The sequence below is a fragment of the Salinactinospora qingdaonensis genome (assembly GCF_039539445.1).
Taxonomy (GTDB): domain Bacteria; phylum Actinomycetota; class Actinomycetes; order Streptosporangiales; family Streptosporangiaceae; genus Salinactinospora; species Salinactinospora qingdaonensis.
The window spans coordinates 25,923-51,159 of sequence record NZ_BAABDD010000025.1; the positions used below are offsets into that span (position 1 = coordinate 25,923).

A 25,237-nucleotide genomic window follows, 5' to 3' on the forward strand; every position below is an offset into this window, starting at 1 on the left:
GCGCCATCTCAGATCCCGCCGACGAAGCGGCCCGGGGCCAGGTGGTGGCCGGGGTCGAAACTGTCCTTGACCGCGCGCATCAGCTCCAGGCCGGCGACCTCGCCCCACAGGTCCAGCCCGCTGCCGCGCACGGCCGCGGCCGGCCGCGCTACGGTCACCGACCCTTCGGCCAGTTCTGTGCGCACCCGCGTCACGATCGTGGCCACGTCGGCCGCGGCTGTTCGGGCCGGCACGCTGGCCAGCAGCACGCCTGCTCCGGCCGAGCCGCGCACCGCCACCGGCACCCCCACGGCCTCGCCTGCCGAGCGCAGCGCCAGCGCCGTGTCCACCGTGGCCGCGATCGGGCAGCTCACCCGCAGCAGGGTGTCGCCGTCCTCGCCGGGAGCGGCTCCCCAGCCGGCCGGCAGGTCGGCGCGCGTATCCGGTTCGGCCGCGCCGCCGCGCAGGGATGCGGCCACGGCTGCCGCGCGGGCCTCGACCCCGGCCACCGTGCCCTCCAACAGCACGTACAGGTGCAGCGCTCCACCGGCGGGCCAGTCCAGTTCCACCGCGCTGGCAACGGCCGGCGAGCGGGCCATGTCCCACACCCACGCGCGCGCCGCCGCGGGGTCGCTCGTGGTGGCACGCACCAGCCGCAGCGCGGGCGCGATGGGGTGCAGTCGAAACGTGACCGAGGTGATCACGCCCAGGGTGCCCAGCGCCCCGGTGTGCAGCTTGGCCAGGTCGTAGCCGGCCACGTTCTTGACCACGGCTCCGCCCGACGAGGTCGCGACTGCGTCGGCGCCCACCACGGTCATCCCGATCACCAGGTCACGTACGCTGCCGTGCAGCAACCGGCGTGGCCCGGACAGGCCGGTGGCCACCACCCCGCCCACCGTGGAGCCCGCTATGACGGTGTCCACCGAGAGCCGTTGGCCGGCCGTCGCCAGCTCCTCCTGGAGTTGGGCCAGGGGGGTGCCGGCCCCCACCCGCGCCACCAGATCGCCGGAGGCGTGGGTGATCCCGGTGAGCGCGGTCGTGGCCACGGTCATGTCCAAGCGGCGGGGCGGGGCGCCCCAGTCGATCTTGCTGCCGTTGCCGCGTGCCACGACGGCCAGGCCGTGTCGGTTGGCCAGCGCCATGGCGGACTCGACGCCGGCGGTGTCGGCCGGGGTGGCCACAAGGGAGGGCACGACCCCGCTCACGGCGTCGCCCGCGCGTTCCTCGCCGGGGCGCGCGTGGATGCCGTGGGCCGCCAGCTTGGAGGCCACCGTCTCGATCGCCGCGGGCGCCCGCGCCGTCTCGCTCATGCCCGCTCCCTCGTCTGTTTCGTGACCGGCTCGTCAGAACAGCTCCGCCTCGCCGGAGGCCACCAGGGGGTGTTCCTCGGTGCGCACCCCTGGCCGTTCCCCGCACAGCCGCGGCGTGGGCAGCAGCTTCTCCGGGTTGGCGAGGCCCGCGGGGTCGAAGGCGCGCCGCAGCCGCTCCATGGCCGCCAGGTCGGCGGGGGAGAACATGCGGGGCATGTGGCAGGCCTTGTCCACGCCCACCCCGTGCTCGCCGGTGATGGAGCCGCCGTGCTCGATGCACAGGTCCAAGATCGCGCCCGAGACTTCGGCCGCCCGCTCGGCCGCGGCGGAATCGGCGTGGTCGAACAGCACGAGCGGGTGCAGGTTGCCGTCGCCGGCGTGGAACACGTTGGCCACCCGGATGCCGGTGGTCGCCGAGAGCTCGGCGATGCCGCGCAGCACCTCCGGCAGCGCGGTGCGCGGCACCACGCCGTCCTGGACGATGTAGGCGGGGCTGATGCGGCCCACCGCCGCGAACGCCGACTTGCGGCCCTTCCACACGCGGGCGCGTTCGGCGGCGTCGGAGGCCGTGCGGATCTCGAAGGCGCCCGCCTCGCGGCACAGCTCTGTGACGGCGTCGAATTGGGCGTCGACCTCGCTGGCGGGGCCGTCGAGTTCGACGATGAGCACCGCCCCCGCCCCCGGCGGGTAGTCGCAGTGCACGGCGGCTTCGGCCGCCTCGATCGCCAGCGCGTCCATCATCTCGATCGCCGCGGGCAGCACGCCGGCGGCGATGATGGCCGAGACCGCGCTGCCGCCGGCGTCCATCGAGGGGAAGGCGGCGAGCAAGGTGCGGACCTTCTCGGGGGCGGGCAGCAGCCGCACGGTGATGCGCGTGGCGATGCCGAGGGTGCCCTCTGAACCGATGAACGCGCCCATAAGGTCGTAGCCGGGCTGCTCGGCTGCGGTGCCGCCCAGTTCCACGATGCTGCCGTCGGGAGTGACGACCTGCATGCCCAGCACGTGGTTGACGGTGAACCCGTACTTCAAGCAGTGCGCGCCGCCGGAGTTCTCGGCGATGTTGCCGCCCACGGAGCAGACCTGCTGGCTTGAGGGGTCGGGGGCGTAGTAGTGGCCGTGCGGTGCCGCGGCGCGGGTGACGTCGAGGTTGAACACGCCCGGTTCCACCACGGCGTACTGGTTGTCGATGTCGACGCGCAGGATGCGGCGCATCCGCGAGGTCACGATGAGGACGCCTTCGGGGTGGGGCATGGCTCCGCCGGACAGCCCCGTGCCCGAACCGCGCGGCACGAACGGCACGCCGTGCTCGGCGCACAGCCGCACCACCTCGGCCACCTGTTCGGCCGTTGTCGGCAGCACCACGGCGCCGGGAACCGCCGAATGGTGGGTCAGGCCGTCGGCATCGTAGGTGCGGCGTTGTGCCTCCTCAGCGATGACGCCGTCTTCGCCGCATAGGGCGCGCAGTGTGGGCAGCAGCGCGCTGAGGTCGGGGTTGTCGACCATGGGCGCCGTCACCCCCTCCCTGAGTGTCGGCAGGGGCCTGGGGCGGTCGCCGCGCGACCGCGGTAGCACCGTCCTTCCCCGTTGAGGTGGAACTGTAACGGCCCTACCGCGATCGTGGGGCTATACCCGTTGTTCACCGGGCGTGTCAGGCCATGGCCTCATAGGCGGGCAGCGTGAGGAACTCGACGTAGGTGTCGGCCAGCGCCACCTGGGTGAACAGCTCCCTGGCGCGAGCGAACAGGTCAGCGTCGAAGGCATCGCCCAGTGCGGCTTGGATCGTGGCCATCTCCTCGTCGGTGAGGCGCTCGACCAGCTCGCGGGTGACCTTGGGGCCGTCGTCGAGGGTGACGTCGTTGTGCAGCCATTGCCACACCTGCGAACGCGAGATCTCGGCGGTCGCGGCGTCTTCCATCAGATTGTGGATCGCCACCGCGCCATTGCCGCCGAGCCAGGAAGCCAGGTACTGCACTCCGACGTTGATGTCGTTGCGCAGCCCGGCCTCGGTGATGCCGCCTTCGGCGCTGTCGACGGAGAGCAGGTCGCTCGCCTTGACCGAGACGTCGTCGCGCTGCCGGTCGATCTGGTTGGGGTGATCGCCCAGGACCTCGTCGAAGATCTCTCGGCACACCGGGACCAAGTCGGGGTGGGCCACCCAGGAGCCGTCGAAGCCGTCGCCGGACTCGCGCGTCTTGTCGTCGCGCACCTTGGCCAGGGCTTTGGCGTTGATCTCGGGGTCGCGGCGGCTGGGGATGAAAGCCGCCATGCCGCCGATGGCGTGGGCGCCGCGCTTGTGGCAGGTGGCCACGAGCAGTTCGGTGTAGGCGCGCATGAACGGCGCGGTCATGGTGACCGCGTTGCGTTCGGGCAGCAGGAAACCGCGTCCGCGCCGCCGGTAGGTTTTGATGATGCTGAACAGGTAGTCCCAGCGGCCGGCGTTGAGGCCCGCGGAGTGCTCCCGCAGCTCGTAGAGGATCTCCTCCATCTCGAAGGCCGCCGGCAGGGTCTCGATGAGCACGGTGGCGCGGATGGTGCCGCGCGGGATGCCCAGGCTCTCCTGGGCGTGCACGAAGATGTCGTTCCACAGCCGCGCTTCGAGGTGGCTTTCCATCTTGGGCAGGTAGAAGTAGGGCCCCTTGCCTTTGGCGAGCTGGCGGCGGGCACAGTGGAAGAAGTACAGGGCGAAGTCGACGATGCCGCCGGAAGTGCGCTGGCCGTCGACGAGGATGTGCTTCTCGTCGAGGTGCCAGCCGCGCGGGCGCACCACGATCGTGGCGAGTTGGTCGTCGTCGGCCAGGGTGTAGCTCTTGCCATCGGGGCCGGTGAAGTCGATCGCGCGGTCCAGGGCGTCGCGGAGGTTGAGCTGGCCGCCGATCATGTTCTCCCACATCGGCGTGTTGGCGTCCTCGAAGTCGGCCAGCCACACTTTGGCGCCGGAGTTGAGCGCGTTGATCGTCATCTTGCGGTCGGTGGGGCCGGTGATCTCCACGCGCCGGTCGACGATGCCCGGCGCCGGTGGGGCGACCCGCCAGTCGGGATCGTCGCGCACCGAGCGAGTCTCAGGGAGGAAGTCCAGGTCGGCGCCGCTGGAGATCGCCTCCTGGCGCCGCACGCGCGCCGCGAGCAGCTCCTGGCGCCGCCCCTCGAAGCGGCGGTGCAGCTCAGCGATGAGTGCGAGCGCGTCGTCGGTGAGGATCTCGTCATAGCGCTCGTGTCTCGGGCCGGTGACCTCGACCCCGTGAGTGCCGCCCATGAAACCTTTCCTTCCATAAAGTGAAATTTTATTTTGCTATTCGGAATTAGGACGCTACTTGGCTCGCGTGGCCTGGTCAACGCCGTACCCATGCGGTGAATCGAGTAGATTTGCCGACAGGCAAAGGAGTGCCATTCTTCTCCGCGCCGCCCCCTCCCGCCTCGCCGACGCCCTGAGTGTCCCCCGCGACCATCTCCGCCAAAAAGAACGTGTCACCGTGACGCGGACGTGGCAGTATCACAGGAAGAAGTCGCGGCGTTCCCGCGTTGACTCTGGATGGATATGACTACTGCCTTCAACGATGACCTTCCCGAGCAGGGACAACTCGAACTGGAGGACCGCCGCGCCCTCCGCCGCGTGGCCGGCCTGTCCACTGAGCTCACCGACGTCACCGAGGTCGAGTACCGCTCACTGCGCCTGGAGCGCGTCGTCCTCGTGGGCGTTTGGACCAGCGGCACCCAACTCGACGCCGACAACTCCCTCCTCGAACTCAAGCAACTCGCCGAGACCGCCGGCGCGCTCGTCCTGGAGGGGCTCACCCAGCGCCGCAACAAGCCCGACCCCGCGACCTACATCGGACGCGGCAAGGCCGCAGAGCTCCGCGACATCGCCCAAGCCACCGGCGCCGACACCGTCATCTGCGACGGTGAGCTCGCGCCTGGCCAGTTGCGCCAACTCGAAGACCTCACCAAGGTGAAGGTCATCGACCGGACCGCGCTGATCCTCGACATCTTCGCCCAGCACGCGCGCAGCCGCGAAGGCAAGACACAGGTGGAGCTCGCCCAACTCACCTACCTGCTGCCTCGCCTGCGGGGGTGGGGCGATGCCCTGTCCCGGCAGGCCGGCGGACGCGCCGGCGGCGGCAACGGCGGCGTGGGGCTGCGCGGTCCCGGTGAGACCAAGATCGAAACCGACCGTCGGCGCATCAACAGCCGCATGGCCAAGCTGCGCCGCCAGCTCAACCAGATGTCCACCGCCCGCGAGGTCAAACGCGATCGGCGGCGCGTACGGCAGGTCCCGGCCGTGGCTATCGCCGGCTACACCAACGCTGGCAAGTCCAGCCTGCTCAACCGGCTGACCAAGGCCGGTGTGCTCGTCGAGGACGCCCTGTTCGCCACCCTCGATCCCACCGTGCGCCAAGCCCGCACTCCCGACGGCCGCGCGTTCACGCTCAGCGACACCGTCGGGTTCGTGCGCCACCTGCCGCACCAGCTTGTCGACGCCTTCCGCTCCACCCTCGACGAGGTCGCCGAGGCCGATTTGATCCTGCACGTCGTCGACGGCTCCCACCCCGACCCCGAACAGCAGCTCGCCGCGGTGCGCGAAGTCTTCGCCGAGATCGGAGCCCAAGACGTTCCCGAACTCGTCGTGATCAACAAGATCGACGCCGCTGACCCGTTCACGCTCAAGCGACTGATCACCAAGGACCCGCAGGCGACAGAGGTCTCGGCGCGCACCGGCCGGGGGATGGACCGCCTGGTCACCGCCATCGCCGACGCCCTGCCCACGCTCGACCGCGAGGTCCGCGTGGTGCTGCCCTACCACCGCGGCGACCTGGTCTCGCGCGTGCACCAAGAGGGCCGCGTCCTCACCGAGGAACACACCGGTGACGGCACACTCATGCACGCCCGGGTCCCCGAGGTCCTGGCCAGCCAGCTCGACAACTACCCCGCCCCGGTCGCCTGACCACGCCGTCGCAGCGCCCCTCCCCACCCGAGCGTACGGGAGGGGCGACGCCCGCGTCCCCAGCTCCCACCGGCAGCGCCGCCTCACCCGGCGCCACCCGCTGTCGGTGCGGTGACCATCAGCTTACGTGTGCGTAAGAATTCCGAGGCCGCGGCGGCCTCCTCTAGCGTTAGCGCTGGTAAGGCTGCCCCAGCCATGACCCTAGCGAATCCGATGACACTCGGTTTCGCTCAAGCGGTACTGTGCGGGGCCGCTCGCCGTCTACTCTTTTAGGGCAGAGAGCTATACATCTCATTGGCCAATGAACTACGGTTTCCTTCACTGGCCTGAGATGAGTCCTTCGGCCTCCCCCTGGACGCCGACGCCTGCCCCGTGGCCAGACCAGCCGAAGATGAGGTCACCTCATGACTGTTCGCATGTGTGCCGATCCAACTGTGCCGTGGCGGCCGTGACATCGAGGGCGGGCGAGCGGTGAGACCATGACCGTACGACTGCTGACCAACATCGGGCGACTGTGGACCGGCACCGAGATCCTCAGTAACGCGGCGATGATGATAAAAAACGACCGGGTCGTGTGGGTCGGCCCGGCGGCCGAGCTACCCCAATCGCTGCCCGGCGTCATCGACGACATCGTCGACGTCGACGATGTCGACAACCTTGCCGGCGGCTTCGTCACGCCCGGCCTCATCGACGCCCACACCCACCCCGTCTACGCCGGTAACCGCTACGCCGAGATCAACATGCGCGCCAGCGGCGCCTCCACCGCCGAGATCAACGCCGCCGGCGGCGGTGTCGCCTCCACCGTCACCGTCACTCGCGGCACCGACCCGTGGACCTTGTGCAACGGGGTGCGCGAGCGGTTACGTCTCTGGCTGCTCAGCGGCACCACCACCGTGGAAGCCAAAACCGGCTACCACCTCACCCGCGACGGCGAACTCGCCGACGTCCGGCTGCTGCGTTCCCTGGAGGAGGAGCCGGGCATGCCCCGGCTGCACGTCACCTTCTTCCCCGCCCACGCCGTGCCACCGGAGTACTTCGGGCGCCCCCGCGACTACGTCGAAGCGGTCGGCTCCTGGCTGAGCGACGCCGCCCAAGCTGGTGCCGACGGCGTCGACGTGTTCTGCGACGGTCAGCAGTTCACCGCCGACGACGCGCGATGGCTGCTCTCCACCGGACGCGCTTCTGGCCTGCAAACCCGGATGCACGCCTGCTCGCGCCCGCGCCACGGTGCCGTACGCATGGGAGCCGACTTGCAGTGCTCCTCGGTCGACCTCGTCAACGACACCGACGATGACGACATCCTCGCGTTGGCCAAATCCGCCACACCCGTCGTCGTCTGCCCCACCAACTCCCTGTACGAGCGCCGCACCCCACCGGTGCGGGCGCTGCTCGATCACGGGGTGCCCGTAGCGCTGGGCACCGATCACAACCCCGGCCAATCCGGCTCCACCCAGATGCCGCTCACCGTGTGCATGGCCATCGCCATGTTCAACATGAGCGTCCTGGAAGCGTTGCGCGCGGCCACGGTCGGCGGCGCCATAGCCCTGGGATCTCCCGATCGTGGGATTCTCGCCAACGGCTACCTCGCCGACATCGTGCAGTGGGACGCCGACCACGAAGGCGCCTTCGCCTGGGCCTACGGCCTCAAAGCCCTCCGCGTGTGGCGCGGCGGCGAATCCATCCGTTAGGCCGGATCTCGCCGCTGTCCCGCACAACCGTGGCTCCCGGCCCGCGAAAAGCCACCTCGGCGGCAGTGCCACGCCTGCCGTCTCCTCACCCTCGCTGGTTGCGGGCGGCGGCGATCTCGATGACGGCGCGCTCCAGCGCATACCCCGGGTCACGACCGGCGCCCTTGATCAACGCATCAGTCTCGGCCACGACCTCCAACGCCCGCGCCACCCCCTGCGGTGTCCAGCCCCGCGCCTGCTGCCGCAGCGTGCGCAGCTTCCACGGGGGCACCTTGGCGCGTTTGGCGAGGTCGGCGTCACTCATGCCGCGCGGTGGCTGAGCCGCGACCGCGAGCCCCCGCACCGCCCCCGCCAGCGCACTGTTGATCAACACCGGCGCAGTCCCCACCGTCAACGACCAGCGCAACTGTTCCAGCGCCTCTCCGAGCTTGCCCTCCACGGCCCGATCGGCGACGGTGAACCCCGACGCTTCAGCCTTACCGGTGTGGTACCGCGCCACGGTCTCGGTGCCCACCCGTCCCTCAGTGTCGGCGACGAGCTGGGTGCAGGCGGCGGCCAGCTCCCGCAGGTCGTTACCGACCGCGTCGAGCAGCGCCTGGGCTGCGTCCTGGGTGATCTGCCGCCCGGCGCGCTGGAACTCCCCTTTGACGAACTGGAGACGCTCGGCCGCCTTCGTGGGCTTGGGGCAGTCGATCCGCTGCGCTCCCGCCTTCTTCGCCGCCTCCAGCAGCGCCTTACCCTTCGCGCCACCGGCATGGGTGAGCACCAGCACCACATCGTCGGCCGGAGCGTTGAGGTAGGCGGTGACCTCGGCAGCGATGTCCTTGGTGAAGTCCTGCGCCGAGCGCAGCACCACTACGCGCCGCTCCCCGAACAGCGACGGCGACGTCACCTCCACCAGCGTGCCGGCCGTGACCTGAGAAGGCACGAGATCGTGCACGTCAACTTCGGGGTCGTCAGCCCGCGCCGCCGCCACGATCTCGGCCACGGCACGGTCGACGAGCAGTTCCTCTTCACCGACGATGACGGAAAGCAACGAGACGGAGCCCATGCCAGCAGCATGCCACGCCTAGGCGACAGGATGGTCCCGTGGCGGGCACCACCCCCTGACTCGTCCGGATGTCCACACGGGTGAGTTCAGCCAAAACCGCACGTAGGCTCCGACCCCACTGGAGCAAACAGCGAGGAGAACCCCCGTGACCGACCAAAAGCAGCCCGCCCCCGCCCCACGCAAAGTCAACCTCAGCGCCGCCTTCGCCGGTTTCAGCGACACCTGGAGCCCCAAAGTGGCCGGCGACATCAACGACATGCAACTGAAGCTGGTCAAACTCACCGGAGCGTTCGTCTGGCACCACCACGAGGCCGAAGATGAGCTGTTCCTCGTCGTCAACGGGCGGATGCGCATGTGTCTGCGCGACGGCGACGTCACCGTCCTGCCGGGGGAGTTCATCATCATCCCGCGTGGGGTGGAGCACTGCCCTGTCGCCGAAGAGGACTGCGAGGTGGTCCTCCTCGAACCCACCACCACCAGCAACACGGGAAACGTGCGCGAGGCACGCACCGTCGACAAGCCCGAACGTATCTGATCGGGCACCGGCTCACCCGCGCTCGCGGCCACGCCAGGCCACCGCCGCGCCCCCGCCGGGCGTGGCGGTGACAGCGATATCGCCATGCAGGTCGGTGCGGTAGGACGCCGTCGTCAGCGAACGCAGCAGCGTCCACGTCGCGGGCGCGGGGTGCCCGTAAGGGTTGTCGGCTCCCACCGAGGTGAGCGTGACCCGAGGACGAGCCGCCCGCAGGAACGCCTCTTCCTGCTCCCCGGCCCCGTGGTGGGGTGTTTTCAACACGTCGACGTCACGAATGGCGCGGCTGCCCACCAGGGCCCGCTGCGGCGGCCCTTCGATGTCACCAGTCAACAGCACCCGCAGTGACGCGCCAGCCGGGTCGCCCGCGCGCCCGCCGGCGCGTCCCTCGCTTCCGTCCGCGGCACCCGGCCGCCACCGCGCCAACAGCACCAGGCTGCCGTCGTTGGAGCCAAGCTCGGCCGCGCGCGAAGGCCACAGGGTCTGCAACCGCCACGGCCCCTCGACACGCTCGTGCCCCGCCGCCCCGGTACGCACCGCTGCCCCCGCCGCGGTGAGCCGTCGTAGTGTCTCAGGGGAGTCGAAGCCACGCGGCACCAGCGCCGCCCCCACCTCGCGTCCCCGCAGCGCCCCGGGCACCCCTCCCACATGGTCGCTGTCGCCATGCGAGAGCACCAGCAGCGCGATCTCGCCCACCCTCAGCCGTTGCAGGCACTGGTCCACCGCCGCCGGATCGGGGCCGGTGTCGACCACGACCGCGCGCCCCTCACCGGCCCACAGCGCCAGCGCATCGCCCTGGCCCACATCGCAGGCCACCAGCAGCCACCGATCCGGCGGCCACGCCGGCGCCACCAGCCGCACCACGAGCGCCGCCCCACACACCGAGCAGGCCAGCGCCACCGCCGCGCGACGTACCCGCCCCCGAACGGCCAGCAGCGCCAGCACCAAAGCCGCCAGCCCCACCGCCCCCACCAGGTCGTCGCGCCACGCCAGCGCCCCACCCGGCACGTCGGCCCCTGCGGCGGCCACGGTGGCCGTCCAGGTCACCGCTGTCGCCGGGAGCCACACCGCCAACCGCGCCAGCGCTACCGAAGCCACAGCGACGGCGGTCACCGCGAACCCGCCGATCGTGGCTACCGCCACCACCGGTGCGACCGCCACGTTGGCAGGGATCGCGATCCAACTCACCTCCCCTGCGAGCAGGACGAGCACGGGCGCGCACGCCACATGCGCGGCGGTCGCCACCGCCACCGGCTCGGCCACGACCCGCGGCACACGCCGCGCCCACCGGTCTCGCCAACGTGGGGCGAGCACCACGATCCCGCCCGTGGCCAGAACCGACAGCGCGAACCCGTAAGAGCGCGCCAACTCCGGAACGAACAGCAGCAGCCCCAGCACCGAGGCGGCCAGCGCCGCCACGGCCGAGCGGGAGCGTCCCGAGGCCAACGCGGCCAACGCCACCGCTGCCATGAACGCCGCCCGCAGCACGCTGGGTTCTGGCCGAGCCACCACGACGAACACCGGGATCATCACGGCACCGCCGCCCACAGCGGCCCACACGGGCAGCCGCAGCCACCGCGCCACCGCCAGCACTGTCCCGGTGAGGATGGCCAGGTTGGCCCCCGACACGGTTAACAAGTGGGTCATGCCGGTGGCGCGGAACTCCTCTCGGGTCTGTGGCGCTACGCCGGAGACATCCCCCACGACCATCGCCGGCAGCAGTCCCCGCTCCGGTTGTGGCAGCACCGCGCACGCAGCCCGCAGCCGTTGCCGCACCGTGCCCGCCAGTTCCTGCACCGTTGTGGCAGGGCTGACCTCGCGCGGTGGCCCGCGCACCGGCACCAGGGCCGCCACCAACCCGTCGTCGCGCGCTTGCAGCAGCGTGCCTTGAGCTCGCACCCGTTGGCTCGGCAGCAGCGCGCTCCACTGCTCACCCGAAGCCAGCAGCACCACAGGCACTCGGGTGCGTACGTGTTCTCCCGCCACCTCCACCCACGCTGTCCGCCCTTCGATCACGTACTCATGGCCGCCGGCTCCCGCCGGCCCCACCCGAGCGCGGGGATCGCGGGTAATGGTCACCGCCAGCTCAACCACCTCCTCTCGCGCGGCCAACCGCGTGAGAGGGCTCGACTCGACCGTGGCCAACCGCCCGGCCACCACGAAAGCACCCGTGCCCGAACACAACAGCACCGCGACCACACCCGCCACCGACCATTCCCGTCTCGCGCGCCCCACCACCAGCGCCAGCCCCGCCAACACCGCCAGCACCGCCCCCACCACCACGGCACTCGCGGCAGAACCACCGAGCAGCACCAGCATGGTCAGCCACGTCGCCACCGCGGGAGCCACCAGCCGCAGATCCAGCCGTTCGGAAAAGTCGAACGGCCCCGCTTCCCACCGCATCAACGGCTGCCTCCCACCACCACGAGTTCGCTCAGTTCGGCGTAACGCCGCTCGCCGATCCCGTCGACGTCGCGTAACTGCTCGACCGAGGCGAAGCCGCCGTTGGCCGCGCGAAAGTCAAGGATGCGCCCAGCCAGCACCGGCCCCACGCCCGGCAGTTCGTCGAGCTGATGCAGCGTCGCCACGTTGAGGTCGAGCGGGCCGCGCCGCCGCCCCTCACGCCCCTGCCGCGGCCCAAGACTGGGGGAGGGGAGCCCCACCAGCACCTGCTCACCGTCGATGACCGGGCGGGCGAGATTCAGCAGGCCCGTCTCGGCGTCGGGCAGCACGCCGCCGGCCGCCTCGATGGCGTCGGCCACGCGCGCCCCTGCCGGTAGGGTGACCAGCCCGGGTTCGGCCACTTTCCCACCCACGTGCACCACGACCGAAGTGGCGGTCGCTGTGGTGGAGGGCGCAGGTGACTCTGGGAGGGTCGGGGCGTCGACGGCAGCCGACACCGAGGCCGAGGGTGACGCATCGGCGCCGCGCACCGGCGCCGCCTGCGGCTCGGCGCGGTCGCGCACCATGAACCAGCACGTCAGCGCGACGGCCACAACACAGACCGCCGCCAGAGTGCGCACACCGGCCACCCCCAGGCGCGGGGATTCCACGCGCTCGGGAAAGAAACGGGTGAGTAGTTCCCGCCGCCCTCGATGAGAGCCCTCGGCTGTGACCTGCGTGTAGCCGGGCGGTGGCGCTTCCATCCCCTCCGCCCTGTCCTGCCGCCCCCGCGCTCCCTCGCGCCCACTCGTCGGCGTGTTCGCGTCGGGCGCCGGCGGTTCCGGCGCCGGCGGCGCCCCTTCGGGCGGGTCCAGCGCATAGGGCGGGGCGGGGATGGCGGTGGGCTCCCCATCCGGGTACCCGCCACGGTCCCCGGCATGCTCCGCCCGGTGGTTTCCCAGCGCAGTAGTGGCGGGGTTCTCCCCCCGCTGGTGGAGCTCTGTCGTGGGCGAGGCATCGGCGACCGTGCCGCCGGAAGGAGGAAGCCGGTCGTATCCTTCGTGCCGGCCGGGGGAGCGCTGTGCCGGTACAGAGGGTGAGGGTGCGACGGCGGTACCGGCTGTGGCCTCGTCGGTCTCGGCAGCGCCGCCCGCGGCGTGCTCTGCTGCTGCCGGCGAGGTGGAAGGGGTGAGGGTTTGGAGGCGCCGCAGGGCGACACCCGCACTGTCCGTGGAACCGAGTCGGCGCTTCAGTGACATGTCGATCACGCTAAGTCGCGAACATGCTCCCCGTCGCCCCCGATCCTCCCCCTGTGGATAACCCCCTGGTGCGACAGGCATCGTCGCCCGCAGTCCTCTAGGAGCGCATCACAGCCACCAGAGGGCACCGGGGGCTAGAGGAGGGGAAGCCCCGCGCAGGCGGGGATCGTCCACCGGCTGAGATCTTCGAGATCGCGGTCCACCAATGAGCCCCACCAAAGCACTGAAGGGGTGGGCGACTCCGCTCCGAGGTGAGAGGAGATGACGCGGGCGCTGGATGGTTGCGTTCGCTGGCGGCGGTTGGAGCGTTCGCCGACTCGGCCGTAACACTATGGGGCCGGCCTCCCAAGGGAGGCCGGCCCCATACAGAACCGCTGTCTAGGCTGCGGACTTCTGTTGCAGCTTGTCCAGACGCTTGGCGATCGCGCTCTTGCGGTTCGCGGCTTGGTTCTTGTGGATGACGCCCTTGCTCGCGGCCTTGTCGAGCTGGCGCGCGGCGGAACGTTGCAGGATGACGGCCTGCTCGACGTCCCCAGCCTCTGCGGCTACGCGGAACTTGCGGATAGCCGTCTTCAGCGACGACTTGACCGACTTATTGCGCAGCCGGCGCTGCTCGTTCTGCCGGTTACGCTTTTCCTGCTGCTTGATGTTCGCCATGCGAAAACGTGCTCCAGTAACTTCAGGTCGCCGCCGACTGAGGGTGCTCTGACGTAGGCAGCCGAACTACGGCAGCACCACTCGCCTGACGACGTAGATGTGTGAGTCCAAAGGGCTCAACTGTGAACGTGGAACGTTCGAGACACGGATTTCCATTATGCATCCGTATGCCGTGTGCTCACGCCATTCGCCGGACCGTTCGACACCCACCAGCGCCGTCTAACGAAGATTCGAGAAACCCTGGGCGGCCCGCCTGCGGGCAAGACCTGCGGGCAACAGCCGTGTCACCGCCGGTTGCGTCTCCAGGGCGCGGGGCGGTGCTGAAACGGCTGGTGGGCATGGCAGTGGAGCCCTGCTCTCCACCCGCGCCCCACCTGGTCCGACGGCTCTGGCTCGCGCGAATCGGCGCCGAGCTCGCCGGCCGGCGCCGGAGGCGTCGGGTCCGCCGCGGGGATGGCTCCCCGCCGGCGGCGGGCCAGCGTGGCGTCAGCGTTTCGGCACCAGCCAGTTGTCCCGAAACGCCGCCCACTCCTGGTCATCGGTACCGTCGAGAACGTAGAGGCCCATCCCCATGCGTTCGCGTCGCTGGCCGCTCTTGGTCAACCCGATGCGGACCGCGCTCGTGGCGGTGGCCACGGTCTCGGCCCTCGAGGTCGGCCCGAGCGACTCGTCGTCGAAGGCAGGGGCGGCGATACGCACGGTGACGTCCTCAGGCACGCTCTCCAAGGCGAGTTCGGTTTGGCGCACCATGAACCCTCCGTAGAGCTGCTTCACCGGCATGCCTGTGCCATGGCCCTGGATCACCACCGTGTCGGCCCGCTCGGCCACCCGCGTGAGGTAGCCGGTCGACCAGAACACTTCCTTGCCCGCGAACAGCAGCACCGGCATCCGCATGCCGGTGAGCAGTTCCAGAGGGTGGGCTCGCACCGACAGCGTCCGTTCCGGGCCGATCGCCGCCCGTGTGCGCTCCAGCACGTCGGGCAGTGTCGGGTCGTTGGTGGTGATGGGGGCGATGGCGTAGTGGATTCCGTCGAATCCCGCGTCGACCACTGCGGCTGCGGCAGCCGCGATTGTGGCGCGCTGCTCTTCGTTGAACTGATCCTCCACCAGCGAGGAGCTCTCGGCGGTATGGCTCATCCACCCCAGCACCCGCGCGTCGGGCAGTTCCGCGCGCAGTCGGCTGAGGAAGGGCTCGGCCGCGGCGTAGCCGGCCGGGTCTAGCGAGCCATCGGGGGCGATCTCACCGACATGCACGTAGACATCGGTGAAGCCGCCCTCTCGCAGTCGCCCGAGCACCGTCTCGATCTCCTCGGGGGCGTGTTCGCCGTTGACCCAGCTTCCGCTCAACCACACGCCGTCATGGCCAGTGGAGGCCGCCCAGGGGGCCTGCTCCCCGGAAAACTGCGCCCCCAACAGCACCGCAGCCCCCACAGCCACCACCAGTACCGCCGCCAGCCCTGCCGCGATCCTTTTGAGCAGCCACTTCACCCTGGTCTCCCGCTCCACTCCGCCGGTCGCATAGCCTGATACCTGCCGCCTGTCCCATTCTCCCGTCCGGGAGCGATGGGACGACGCACAGACGTACCCCACGAGAACGTGAACGGACCACGGTGCCACAGCCCAATCGGACCGATCCTGCGCTGATCCGAAACTTCTGCATCATCGCGCACATCGACCATGGCAAGTCGACCTTGGCCGACCGCATCCTGCAACTGAGCGGAATCATCGAGGACCGCCAGATGCGCGCGCAGTACCTCGACCGCATGGACATCGAGCGTGAGCGCGGCATCACCATCAAGTCGCAGGCGGTACGGCTGCCCTTCACGGCTCTTGACGACGTCACCTACGTGTTGAACCTCATCGACACCCCCGGGCACGTCGACTTCAGCTACGAGGTCTCCCGTTCGCTGGCCGCCTGCGAGGGCGCCATCCTGCTCGTCGACGCGGCCCAGGGCATCGAGGCGCAGACGCTGGCCAATCTGTATCTGGCGCTGGAGAACGATCTGGCGATCATCCCGGTGCTCAACAAGATCGACCTGCCCGCGGCCCAACCCGACAAGTACGCCGCCGAGTTGGCCGGCATCATCGGTTGCGACGACTCTGATGTGCTCAGAGTCAGCGCCAAGACGGGAGAGGGTGTCGAGGAGCTCCTCAACGAGTTGGTGGGGCAGGTGCCGCCCCCCGAGGGCGAAGCCGACGCCCCGGCACGGGCGATGATCTTCGACTCCGTCTACGACACCTACCGTGGCGTTGTCACCTACATCCGTGTCGTCGACGGTCAACTGAGCTCCCGTGAGCGCATCAAGATGATGTCGACTGGCGCCTCCCACGAGATGCTGGAAGTGGGGGTCATCTCGCCTGAGCCCACCAAGGTGGAAGGGCTCAGCGTGGGCGAGGTGGGCTACATCATCACCGGCGTCAAGGACGTGCGCCAGTCCCGGGTCGGTGACACGATCACCTCCGCTAACAAGGGCGCCACGTCGATGCTTCCGGGGTACCAAGATCCCAAGCCCATGGTGTTCTCTGGGCTCTACCCCATCGACGGCAGCGACTACCCCGTGCTGCGTGACGCATTGGAGAAGCTCCAGCTCAACGACGCGGCGTTGGTGTTCGAGCCCGAGACTTCGGCCGCGCTCGGCTTCGGCTTCCGCTGCGGTTTCCTGGGGCTGCTGCATCTGGAGATCACCCGTGCCCGGCTGGAGCGCGAGTTCAATCTCGACCTCATCTCCACCGCGCCCAACGTGATCTACCAGGTGTTCATGGAGGACGGCACCGAGCACGAGGTGACCAACCCTAGCGAATTCCCCGACGGCAAGATCGCCGAGGTTCACGAGCCGGTGGTCAAGGGCACGCTGCTGGCTCCGGCGGAGTTCGTCGGGCCGATCATGGAGTTGTGTCAGGGGCGCCGTGGGGTCCTCGACGGGATGGACTACCTCTCCGAAGACCGCGTCGAGATGCGCTACACGCTGCCGTTGGCCGAGATCGTGTTCGACTTCTTCGACCAGCTCAAGTCCCGCACCAAGGGGTTCGCCTCGCTCGACTACGAGCCTTCCGGCGAACAGGTCGCCAACCTGGTCAAGGTCGACATCCTGTTGCAGGGCGAGGTGGTCGACGCCTTCTCAGCCATCGTGCACCGCGACAAGGCCTACACCTACGGGGTCGACATGACCAAGAAGCTGCGTGAACTCATCCCGCGCCAGCAGTACGAGGTGCCTATCCAGGCTGCGGTCGGTTCGCGCATCATCGCCCGGGAGAATATTCGCGCTATCCGTAAGGACGTGCTGTCCAAGTGCTATGGCGGCGACATTAGCCGTAAGCGCAAGCTGCTGGAGAAGCAGAAGGAGGGCAAGAAGCGCATGAAGATGGTGGGCCGGGTCGAGGTGCCCCAAGAGGCGTTCATTTCGGCGCTGTCCACCGACTCCGGCGACAGCAGCGACAGCGACAAGCGCAAGTAGCCTCGGCGGCCGAGTCGTGGAGCGGTGAGGGTGGCCCGTTCTCCGCGCCGCCGGGGCGCACCGTAGCTGCGCCCCCGGGCGTGTCCGGTTATGGCCCTAGGGTGACGCAGTGCGCGACGCCGCCGTAACTTAGGTGGCCCCGAGACGAGTTCGCTACCTGGACCGGTTGTGGAGAAATAGCGCTATAAGTCAAGAAAAATATTTCTTTTTCTGCAACTTTTTTCTGAGACGGCGGTGTCGGGTGGTGCCCGCCAAAGCCCGAGCGGTCATGACCTTTAGCGCCCTGCTGACCAGCTCCTGGCGCTGTCCTCATGCTGGGCGGCGGCCCGGACGCCGCTACGGGCATCCGAGCCGCCAAAGCGATGACGCCCCGCGGGCGTGGCCCTCGATCGTGAGGCAGGCCGCGGGGCGTCAGCCGCGTAGCCACACCGCAGTGTCCGGCGGCAGTACGACCGTGTCGCCGTGCTGCTCCACCGGCGCGCTCGACAGCACCACATCGCCCGTCAGCGCCAGCTCCACGGCTTGTTCGCCGAGGTTGACCGCGCAAACCACATCAGGGTCGCGCCGAAACGCCAACACGTGCTCAGGAGCCTCCAGCCAGGTCATCTCGCCGTCGCCCAGACCGGTCAGCTCCCTACGCAGCCGCAGCGCCGCCATGTACATGCGCAGGGTGGAATCGGGCTCCTCCTGCTGGGCCTTTCGAGTGAGCGAGCGCCATTCCCCGGGCACCGGCAGCCAGGGTTGCGCACCGTCGGGGCTGAAGCCGAAGGGCGGCTCCGTGCCCTCCCACGGCAGCGGCACCCGGCAGCCGTCCCTACCGCGCTCGACGCCGCCCGAACGCTGCCACGTGGGGTCCTGTAGCACCTCGTCGGGCAGGTCGGTGACCTCGGGCAGTCCCAGTTCCTCTCCCTGGTACAGGTAGGCCGAGCCGGGCAGGGCCAGCATGAGCAGCGTGGCCGCGCGGGAGCGGCGCGCCCCCGTGGCGCCTCCACCGAACCGGGTGGGATGGCGGGTCACGTCGTGGTTGGACAGCACCCAGGTGGTGGGTGCACCCACGTCGGAGTTGGCACTGAGGGAGTCGTCGATGACGCTGCGCAGCTTCTCCGCTTGCCACGGTGCGGTCAGGTACTCGAAGTTGAACGCTTGGTGCAGCTCGTCGGGGCGCAGATAGCGGGCCACCCGCCGCGCATCCTCGACCCACGCCTCCGCGACCATCGCCCGCTGGCCGGGGTAGGAGTCGCAGATGGCGCGCCAGCGGCGGTAGATCTCGTGGACGCCGTCCTGGTCGAAGTAGGGCAGCGAAGTGTTGCCGTCGAGTAGACCGGCCGCCTGTCCCTCGGCGATGTCGGGCAGGTCGGGGTCTTTGATCATGCCGTGCGCGACGTCGATGCGGAACCCGTCCACCCCTCGGTCGAGCCAGAACCGCAGGACGTCGTCGAACTCGTCGCGGACCTCGGGGTTGTTCCAATTGAGGTCGGGCTGTTCGGCGTCGAACAGGTGAAGGTACCACTCTTCCGGCGTGCCGTCGGGGCGCTTGAGCCGAGTCCAGGCCGGGCCACCGAAGATCGACTTCCAGTTGTTGGGGGGCTTGTCGCCGTTGGGGCCGCGGCCCGGTCGGAACATGTAACGCTGGCGTGCCGGGGCGCCGGGCTCGGCGGCCACGGCTTCCCGGAACCACCGGTGGGCGGCCGACGTGTGGTTGGGGACGATGTCGATGATGACCCGCAACCCCAGGTCGTGGGCTGTGGCCAGCAGGGCGTCGAAGTCGGCCAAGGTGCCAAAGCGCGGATCGACATCGCGGTAGTCAGCCACGTCGTAGCCGCCATCGGCCAACGGGGAGACGTAGAAGGGGGTGAGCCAGACCGCGTCGACCCCCAGCGAGGCGAGTTGGGGCAGTCGCTGCCGGATGCCGGCCAGATCTCCCTCACCGTCGCCGTTGGCGTCGGCGAAGCTGCGCACGTACACCTGGTAGATCACAGCGTCGCGCCACCACTGTTGGGCGACCGGTGGGGAGGGCACCGCGCTAGGGTCGGGGGTGAGTTGCATGGAGTTTCCTCCGTGTCGCAAGGACGATGTTAAAGGTTGCAATTCCTTGCGTAAGATTATCGATATCTTGCGCGCCGTTGGCACGGCTTTGCATTAGAGTGCTCCCATGGGCCCACGACTGACCGATATCGCCACCCAAGCCGGCGTCAGCGAGGCCACCGTCTCCCGCGTGCTCAACGACAGGCCAGGTGTCGGTGCCGAAACCCGCAAAGCCGTGCTCATCGCACTCGACGTACTCGGCTACGAGCGCCCCGCACGCCTACGCCAGCGTTCCGCGGGACTGGTCGGCATGGTCGTGCCCGAGTTGGAAAACCCGATATTCCCCATGTTCGCCCAAGCTGCTGAGGGCGCGTTGGCACAGCACGGCTACACCCCTGTGCTGTGCACCCAGACCCCGGGCGGCATCGTCGAAGACGAATACGTCGAGATGCTGCTGGAGCGCAACGTCTCCGGCGTGATATTTGTCTCGGGTCTCCATGCCGACACTGCCGCCGACCATGGCCGCTACCGTGCTCTGCTTGAGCGTCGGCTGCCCATCGTCTTGGTCAACGGTTACAGCGAATCCATCTCCGCCGCCTTCGTCTCCTGCGATGACTACGTTGCCAGCCACCTCGCCGTCAACCATCTGGCGGCCTTGGGCCACACCCGGATCGGTTTCACCAGCGGTCCCTACCGCTACGTCCCAGTCCAGCGCAAACTGACAGGCTACCGCTCGGCCATGAGCGACAACGGCCTCGTCCATGACGACGAGTTCGTCGAACTCTCGCTGTTCGGCGTGGAAGGCGGCCACGCCGCCGCTGGCCGACTCCTCGACCGGGGCGTCACCGCCATGGTGTGCGGCTCGGACCTGATGGCGTTGGGCGCGGTGCGCGCCGCCCGCCAGCGCGGCCTGAGCGTGCCCGGCGACTTCTCCGTGGTCGGCTATGACGATTCTCAACTCGTCGCCTTCACCGACCCGCCCCTGACAACGGTGCGCCAGCCGATACAGGCCATGGCGCTGGCCGCCGTACGCGCCCTGTGCGACGAAATCGCCGGCCACGCCGCCTCACGCACCGAGTACATGTTCGATCCCGAGCTTGTGGTGCGCGGCTCGACCAGCTCCGCCCGTTCCAAACTCTCCGAAGCCGCACCCACCTAAGCCGGCCGCGAGCCCCGAAACACCTTCGCTTTCCAGCGGCCACCGCATTACCGTACGGCTCATGGATTCCGGAAACCTGCGATCGGTGAACGTCGGTCGCATTGCCGAAGCGGACTGGGCCGGCAAGCTCGGACGCACCGCCATCGACAAACGGCCCGTCTCCGGCCCCGTCGCCGTTGGCCCGCTGGGGCTCGACGGCGACGAGCAAGCCGACAAAAAGAACCACGGCGGCCACGACCAAGCCGTCTACGCCTACGCCCGCGAGGAGCTGGACTGGTGGGCCGAACAGCTTGGCCGGCCACTGCGCGACGGGGTGTTCGGCGAGAACCTCACCATCGAGGGCTTTGAGGTGACCCGCGCGCTGTTGGGCGAGCGCTGGCGCGTGGGCACCACCCTGCTGGAGGTCGTCTCCCCGCGCGTGCCCTGCGCGGTCTTCCGTAACTGGCTGGACGAGCCCGCCTGGGTCAAACGGTTCACTGATGAAGCGCGCACCGGCGCCTACCTGCGGGTTATCGAGCCCGGCCACCTCGCCGCCGGCGACACCGTCACCGTGGAGTACCGTCCCGACCACGGGATCGACCTCGTCAGCGCCTTCCGGGCCTCACCCCAGCGCGACATAGCGCTGCTGCGCCGCATCCTCGACATCCCTGGACGTGCCCAGGAATGGGAGCGCGTCTTCGAGAAAGTGCAACGCCAGGTTTCCCGTACCTCCGAAGCCGGCTAAGCCGCTCCGGCACGTTCGGTCGCCGCCATCACCGACACTGGAGGTATGCCTTCCGTCCCGCTTCACGGCGACCCCGTGCCCGACGACGGGGCGCTACCCGCGGCGGCACTGGCCGGCGTGGGGACGCGCCCCTTCGGCTGCTACATCCACGTGCCGTTCTGCGTGACCCGCTGCGGCTACTGCGACTTCAACACCTACACCGCTGACGAGCTGCGCAGCGGCGACGGTCGGGCCACCGCCTCGCGAGAGACCTACGCCGACCTCGCCGTGGCCGAGATCGCCCTCGCCCGCCGTGTCCTAGGCGCGGCCGAGGTGCCGGTGAGCACCGTCTTCGTCGGCGGCGGCACCCCTACTCTGCTGTCGCCGGGCGACCTCGGCCGTATCCTCACCGCCGTCGACGAGACGTTCGGTCTGGAACCCGGCGCCGAGGTCACCACGGAAGCCAACCCTGAGACCGTCGACCGCGACTCGCTGTTGCGGTTGCGCGACGCCGGCTTCACCCGGATCTCCTTCGGGATGCAAAGCATCCACCCGCACGTGCTGGCGGTGCTGGAGCGCGCCCACACGCCCGGCCGGCCACAGCAGTGCGTGGCCTGGGCATACGAGGCCGGGTTCGACCACGTCAACCTGGATCTCATCTACGGAACGCCCGGCGAGAGCGACACCGACTGGACCGACTCGGTGCGCGCGGCGATCGAGGCCGGCCCTGACCACATTTCGGCCTACTCGCTGATCGTCGAAGAGGGCACCCGGCTCGCGGCCCGCGTACGTCGCGGCGAACTCGCCCCGCCCGACGACGACGCTATGGCCGACCGTTACCTGGCCGCTGACGAGCTGCTCAGCCGCGCCGGCTTCGGCTGGTATGAGGTGTCGAACTGGGCCAGGGGCGCGGCGGCCCGCAGCCGCCACAACCTGCTGTACTGGACCGGCGGCGACTGGTGGGGCGTCGGCCCCGGCGCGCACGGCCACGTCGGGGGAACCCGGTGGTGGAACGTGAAACACCCGGCCGGCTACGCCGCCCGCCTGGCAGCCGGCCGCAGCCCCGGGCAAGCAAGGGAAGTACTTGACAGCGACGATCGCAGGTTCGAGCGCATCCTGCTCGAATTGCGCATCGCGGAGGGGTGCCCGCTCGATCTGCTCGACGCCGCCGGGCGCCAGGGCGCCGAACGCGCGGTCGCCGAAGGGCTGCTGGAAGCCACCGCCCACGAGCGGGGCCGCGCCGTGCTCACCCAGCGGGGTCGGCTGCTCGCCGACGCCGTGGCGCGCGATTTGACCTGAGCCTCGTGAGAAGCGCGCGGGGCGCGCTGCGAGCAAGGGAGAACGCGAGTGGGGCGACCGGGGGCCGGGGCCGCCCGCCCCGCGAACTCGGGTTACTTCACCAGGCGTAGGGCGAAGGGGTACTTGTACCACTCGCCTTTGCTAGAGGAGACGGTGGCGAGGATGGCAAAGACTATGACCACGACCCATACGACGAACGGCAAGAACCCCAGGAAACCGAAAGTGATGCCCGCCACGAGCCATGAGGCGATGTAGGCGATGAACATCGTGATCTGGAAGTTCAGCGACTCCATGATGTGGTGACGCAGGTAGGGCGAGGCATCGTCGCGCTTGACCAGGTAGAGCACGAGCGGAACGACAAAGCTCGTCACAATCCCGCCCAGGTGAGCCAGCAGCGCCATCGTGTTGTCGTCACTGCTGCTCTGGGGCGCCTGGCCAGGGTAGGGGGGCTGCTGCCCCGGGTAGGGCTGTTGGCCGGGGTGGGGCTGGGCCTGGTAGCCCTGCTGGCCGTAGGGGTCGCCTCCGGGTGGGGGAGTGTAGCCACCGGGGTAGTTCTGGCCGTCCTGGCCGCCGTTTTGGGGATACTGATCACCGTTGGATGGATCTGGGTAAGGGGTGCCCATTGCGGTGTCCGCCTTTCTCGTGGGAAGCCCACGAATGGTGAGGTCGCCGGCCGCGCACGTCTTGCGCTCCAGCTATCGCCGGTCCCGGGCTAAGACGGGGCGAACCGGCGTGGGGATGGGGTTATCTCACGATCGGGAGCGTGAGCGGGTAGCGGTACCACGTTCCCCTGGTCGCTGCTACCGAAGCGAGAATACCCAGGACGATCGAAAACAGCCATACCAGGATGATTAACGCTGACCCGATCGGCGACTGCTCCGGCGCGAACACGGCCAGCCCGAGGAAGACCACCCACCCCAGGACGTAGGGCAGCAGCAGGGTCAGTTGGAAGTTCAGCGCCTGAGCCGCGTGGTGGCGCACGAAGGCCGACTGGTCCTTTTTGACCAGGAACACGATCAGCGCGGGCAGCCAGCCGACGCAGGAGACGATGATCCCGGACAGGTGGGCGATCATCGCCCACGTGGTGTCCCACGCAGCCGCCTCATCTCCCGGTTGGTGGGGGTGGCCGTATCCGGGCTGGCCGTAGGCGGGCTGGCTGCCGGTGGGGTAGCCCTGCGGTTGCCCGTAGTCCGGTTGTGGGGGTGGGGGAGCGTAGCCCGGCTGCTGTGGCTGCCCGTAGCCCGGCTGTGGCGGAGCGCCCTCGTAGGGCTGCGGGGGAGCGTAACCGGGTTGGTGGGGGTGGCCGTAGGCGGGTTGGGCACCGGTGGCGTAGCCCTGCGGCGGCTGCTGGTAGGGCTGGCCGTAGGTGGGCTGGCTGCCGGCGGGGTAGCCCTGCGGTTGGCCGTAGCCCGGTGCGGGAGGCGGCGGAGTCCCCGGCTGCTGTGGCTGCCCGTAGCCCGGCTGTGGGGGCGGGGGAGCATACCCCGGTTGCTGCGGCGGTGGTCCCGGTTGGTGGGGGTGGCCGTAGGCGGGTTGGCCCCCGCTGGGGTAGCCCTGCGGTTGGCCGTAGCCCGGCTGTTGCGGGCCGCTCTCGTGGGGCTGTGGGGGAGCGTAGCCCGGCTGAGCCGGTGGGGGAGCGCTCTCTTGTGGCGGCTGTCCATAGCCAGGCTGTCCGCCGGAGTCCGCCGCCCCTGGAGCCGGCTGGCCGCCTGAGGGGGTGGAACCGTGTCCCGGCTGCTCCTCCGAGGGCTGCTCGGGAGGCGGTGGATAGTTGGGCGGGGTCTCGCTCATGGTGTCCCTTGGCTGTGCCGGTTGCGATGTGCCGATACTACGTTCGGGGGTTCGGGGCCTCACCCCCGAACGTGGCCACCGTGCGCGGGCGCGCGGTGGTGCCGACCGGTGTCGGCTCTTGTCACAGGGATCATCTCAGCGACGCCGGGTCGGTCGCAGTGACGAAGTCGATCAGCTCCTCGACGCGGCCGAGGAGTTCGGGACGCAGGTCGGCATAGGAGCGTACCGCCGCCAGAATGCGCTGCCACGCCTGCCCGGGCTCCTCCTCCCAGCCAAGGGCACGCAGCACCCCCTCCTTCCACGCCACGCCGCGGGGAACCTCGGGCCAGGCATCGATCCCCACCACCGCCGGCTTCACAGCCGCCCAAATGTCGACGAAAGGGTGCCCGACCACGAGCACGTGGGGGGAGGTGACGTGTTCGGCGATCGCGCTCTCTTTGGAGCCGGGCACGAGATGGTCGACGAGGACGCCGAGCCGTCGCTCCGGCCCTGGGGCGAACTCCGCCACCACCTGCGGCAGCACGTCCACCCCTTCCAAATACTCCACCACGATCCCTTCGACGCGCAGGTCGTGCCCCCAGATGCGTTCGACCAACTCAGCGTCGTGCACGCCCTCGACGTAGATGCGGCTCTCTTTGGCCACACGTGGCCGCAGGCCCGAGACGGCGATTGATCCCGAGGCGCTGCGCAGGGCAGTCGGAGAGGCCGCAGTCGTTGGGGGGACTACGGTCACCGGCTCGCCGTCGATCAGAAACGCCGCGGGCGCGAGGTCGAACACTCGCCGACGACCGTGGCGGTCCTCCAGGGTGACGGTCGTCTTGTCCCAGTCGACGACCGCACCGCAAAACCCCTCGTCGGCTGATTCCACGACAAGCTCCCGCTCTGCGGGCACTTCGCGCACCCGTCCTTTACGAAGCCGCCGCCAGTCGCCCGCGAGCACGTCCGAGCCGTACCTGTTCCCGGAATCGCTGCGCACGGTGGGCGATTCTATCGGCAGTAGCCCCCTCA

The 25,237-nt window shown here is 69.4% G+C and carries 19 protein-coding genes; 7 read left to right on the plus strand and 12 right to left on the minus strand.

What is annotated here, in order from left to right:
• Nucleotides 1-8 precede the first annotated feature (8 nt).
• The 3 genes from ABD848_RS19645 to aceB all read right to left on the minus strand — a co-directional run bounded on the left by ABD848_RS19645 (nucleotide 9) and on the right by aceB (nucleotide 4,542).
• The gene (locus ABD848_RS19645; protein ID WP_344974644.1) at nucleotides 9-1,289 is read right to left on the minus strand and encodes an FAD-binding oxidoreductase; all 1,281 of its coding nucleotides are present in this window, start codon (nucleotides 1,287-1,289) and stop codon (nucleotides 9-11) included.
• Between the two features lie 33 nt (nucleotides 1,290-1,322).
• On the minus strand, nucleotides 1,323-2,792 hold the full coding sequence (locus ABD848_RS19650; RefSeq protein WP_344974745.1) for an FAD-binding oxidoreductase: 1,470 nt from the start codon (nucleotides 2,790-2,792) through the stop codon (nucleotides 1,323-1,325).
• A 145-nt stretch (nucleotides 2,793-2,937) separates the two neighbouring features.
• Nucleotides 2,938-4,542, minus strand: a complete 1,605-nt coding sequence (gene aceB, locus ABD848_RS19655) for a malate synthase A (protein WP_344974647.1) — start codon at nucleotides 4,540-4,542, stop codon at nucleotides 2,938-2,940.
• Nucleotides 4,543-4,818: 276 nt separating this feature from the next.
• On the opposite strand from aceB, the gene hflX reads away from it, so the two are divergent.
• Together hflX and ABD848_RS19665 are read left to right on the plus strand one after the other, a co-directional pair.
• A complete protein-coding gene (hflX, locus tag ABD848_RS19660) occupies nucleotides 4,819-6,228 on the plus strand; it encodes a GTPase HflX (RefSeq protein WP_344974650.1) in 1,410 nt (469 codons plus the stop codon).
• A gap of 479 nt (nucleotides 6,229-6,707) precedes the next feature.
• A complete protein-coding gene (locus ABD848_RS19665; RefSeq protein ID WP_344974652.1) occupies nucleotides 6,708-7,916 on the plus strand; it encodes an amidohydrolase family protein in 1,209 nt (402 codons plus the stop codon).
• A gap of 85 nt (nucleotides 7,917-8,001) precedes the next feature.
• Here ABD848_RS19665 and holA read toward each other — a convergent pair whose 3' ends face one another.
• Nucleotides 8,002-8,967, minus strand: a complete 966-nt coding sequence (gene holA, locus ABD848_RS19670) for a DNA polymerase III subunit delta (protein WP_344974655.1) — start codon at nucleotides 8,965-8,967, stop codon at nucleotides 8,002-8,004.
• Nucleotides 8,968-9,112: 145 nt separating this feature from the next.
• Here holA and ABD848_RS19675 point away from each other — a divergent pair, with 145 nt between their 5' ends.
• Nucleotides 9,113-9,502 (plus strand): cupin domain-containing protein, encoded by a 390-nt coding sequence (locus ABD848_RS19675; protein WP_344974658.1) that lies wholly within the window; start codon nucleotides 9,113-9,115, stop codon nucleotides 9,500-9,502.
• A gap of 12 nt (nucleotides 9,503-9,514) precedes the next feature.
• Here the strand turns inward: ABD848_RS19675 and ABD848_RS19680 are convergent, their stop codons facing one another.
• From ABD848_RS19680 to ABD848_RS19695, 4 genes are all read right to left on the minus strand, one after another.
• On the minus strand, nucleotides 9,515-11,902 hold the full coding sequence (locus ABD848_RS19680) for a ComEC/Rec2 family competence protein (RefSeq protein ID WP_344974661.1): 2,388 nt from the start codon (nucleotides 11,900-11,902) through the stop codon (nucleotides 9,515-9,517).
• Entirely contained in the window at nucleotides 11,902-13,140 is a 1,239-nt protein-coding gene (locus ABD848_RS19685; RefSeq protein WP_344974665.1) for a ComEA family DNA-binding protein, read from the minus strand. The genes ABD848_RS19680 and ABD848_RS19685 overlap by 1 nt, the downstream gene beginning before the upstream one ends.
• 378 nt (nucleotides 13,141-13,518) lie before the next feature.
• Nucleotides 13,519-13,797: a 30S ribosomal protein S20 gene (gene rpsT / locus ABD848_RS19690; protein WP_344974671.1), complete on the minus strand. Its 279-nt coding sequence runs from the start codon at nucleotides 13,795-13,797 to the stop codon at nucleotides 13,519-13,521.
• A 486-nt stretch (nucleotides 13,798-14,283) separates the two neighbouring features.
• Nucleotides 14,284-15,285, minus strand: a complete 1,002-nt coding sequence (locus ABD848_RS19695; protein WP_344974674.1) for a hypothetical protein — start codon at nucleotides 15,283-15,285, stop codon at nucleotides 14,284-14,286.
• Nucleotides 15,286-15,407: 122 nt separating this feature from the next.
• On the opposite strand from ABD848_RS19695, the gene lepA reads away from it, so the two are divergent.
• Nucleotides 15,408-17,252: a translation elongation factor 4 gene (gene lepA / locus ABD848_RS19700; RefSeq protein ID WP_344974677.1), complete on the plus strand. Its 1,845-nt coding sequence runs from the start codon at nucleotides 15,408-15,410 to the stop codon at nucleotides 17,250-17,252.
• 411 nt (nucleotides 17,253-17,663) lie between these two features.
• On the opposite strand, the gene ABD848_RS19705 is transcribed toward lepA, so the two are convergent.
• On the minus strand, nucleotides 17,664-19,298 hold the full coding sequence (locus ABD848_RS19705; RefSeq protein ID WP_344974680.1) for a glycoside hydrolase family 13 protein: 1,635 nt from the start codon (nucleotides 19,296-19,298) through the stop codon (nucleotides 17,664-17,666).
• Nucleotides 19,299-19,404: 106 nt separating this feature from the next.
• Between ABD848_RS19705 and ABD848_RS19710 the strand changes: the two genes are divergently transcribed.
• From ABD848_RS19710 to hemW, 3 genes are all read left to right on the plus strand, one after another.
• On the plus strand, nucleotides 19,405-20,436 hold the full coding sequence (locus ABD848_RS19710; RefSeq protein ID WP_344974684.1) for a LacI family DNA-binding transcriptional regulator: 1,032 nt from the start codon (nucleotides 19,405-19,407) through the stop codon (nucleotides 20,434-20,436).
• 61 nt (nucleotides 20,437-20,497) lie between these two features.
• Nucleotides 20,498-21,160: an MOSC domain-containing protein gene (locus ABD848_RS19715; RefSeq protein WP_344974687.1), complete on the plus strand. Its 663-nt coding sequence runs from the start codon at nucleotides 20,498-20,500 to the stop codon at nucleotides 21,158-21,160.
• 45 nt (nucleotides 21,161-21,205) lie between these two features.
• Nucleotides 21,206-22,438 carry a radical SAM family heme chaperone HemW gene (hemW, locus tag ABD848_RS19720; protein WP_344974690.1) on the plus strand — a complete coding sequence of 411 codons (1,233 nt, stop codon included), beginning with the start codon at nucleotides 21,206-21,208 and terminating at the stop codon, nucleotides 22,436-22,438.
• Between the two features lie 92 nt (nucleotides 22,439-22,530).
• On the opposite strand, the gene ABD848_RS19725 is transcribed toward hemW, so the two are convergent.
• The 3 genes from ABD848_RS19725 to ABD848_RS19735 form a co-directional block, all read right to left on the minus strand.
• Complete coding sequence (locus ABD848_RS19725; RefSeq protein WP_344974693.1) at nucleotides 22,531-23,061, minus strand: DUF4870 domain-containing protein; 531 nt, start codon at nucleotides 23,059-23,061, stop codon at nucleotides 22,531-22,533.
• A 121-nt stretch (nucleotides 23,062-23,182) separates the two neighbouring features.
• Nucleotides 23,183-24,229: a DUF4870 domain-containing protein gene (locus ABD848_RS19730; protein WP_344974696.1), complete on the minus strand. Its 1,047-nt coding sequence runs from the start codon at nucleotides 24,227-24,229 to the stop codon at nucleotides 23,183-23,185.
• 130 nt (nucleotides 24,230-24,359) lie between these two features.
• On the minus strand, nucleotides 24,360-25,205 hold the full coding sequence (locus ABD848_RS19735) for a DUF3097 domain-containing protein (protein ID WP_344974699.1): 846 nt from the start codon (nucleotides 25,203-25,205) through the stop codon (nucleotides 24,360-24,362).
• Between the last annotated feature and the right edge of the window lie 32 nt (nucleotides 25,206-25,237).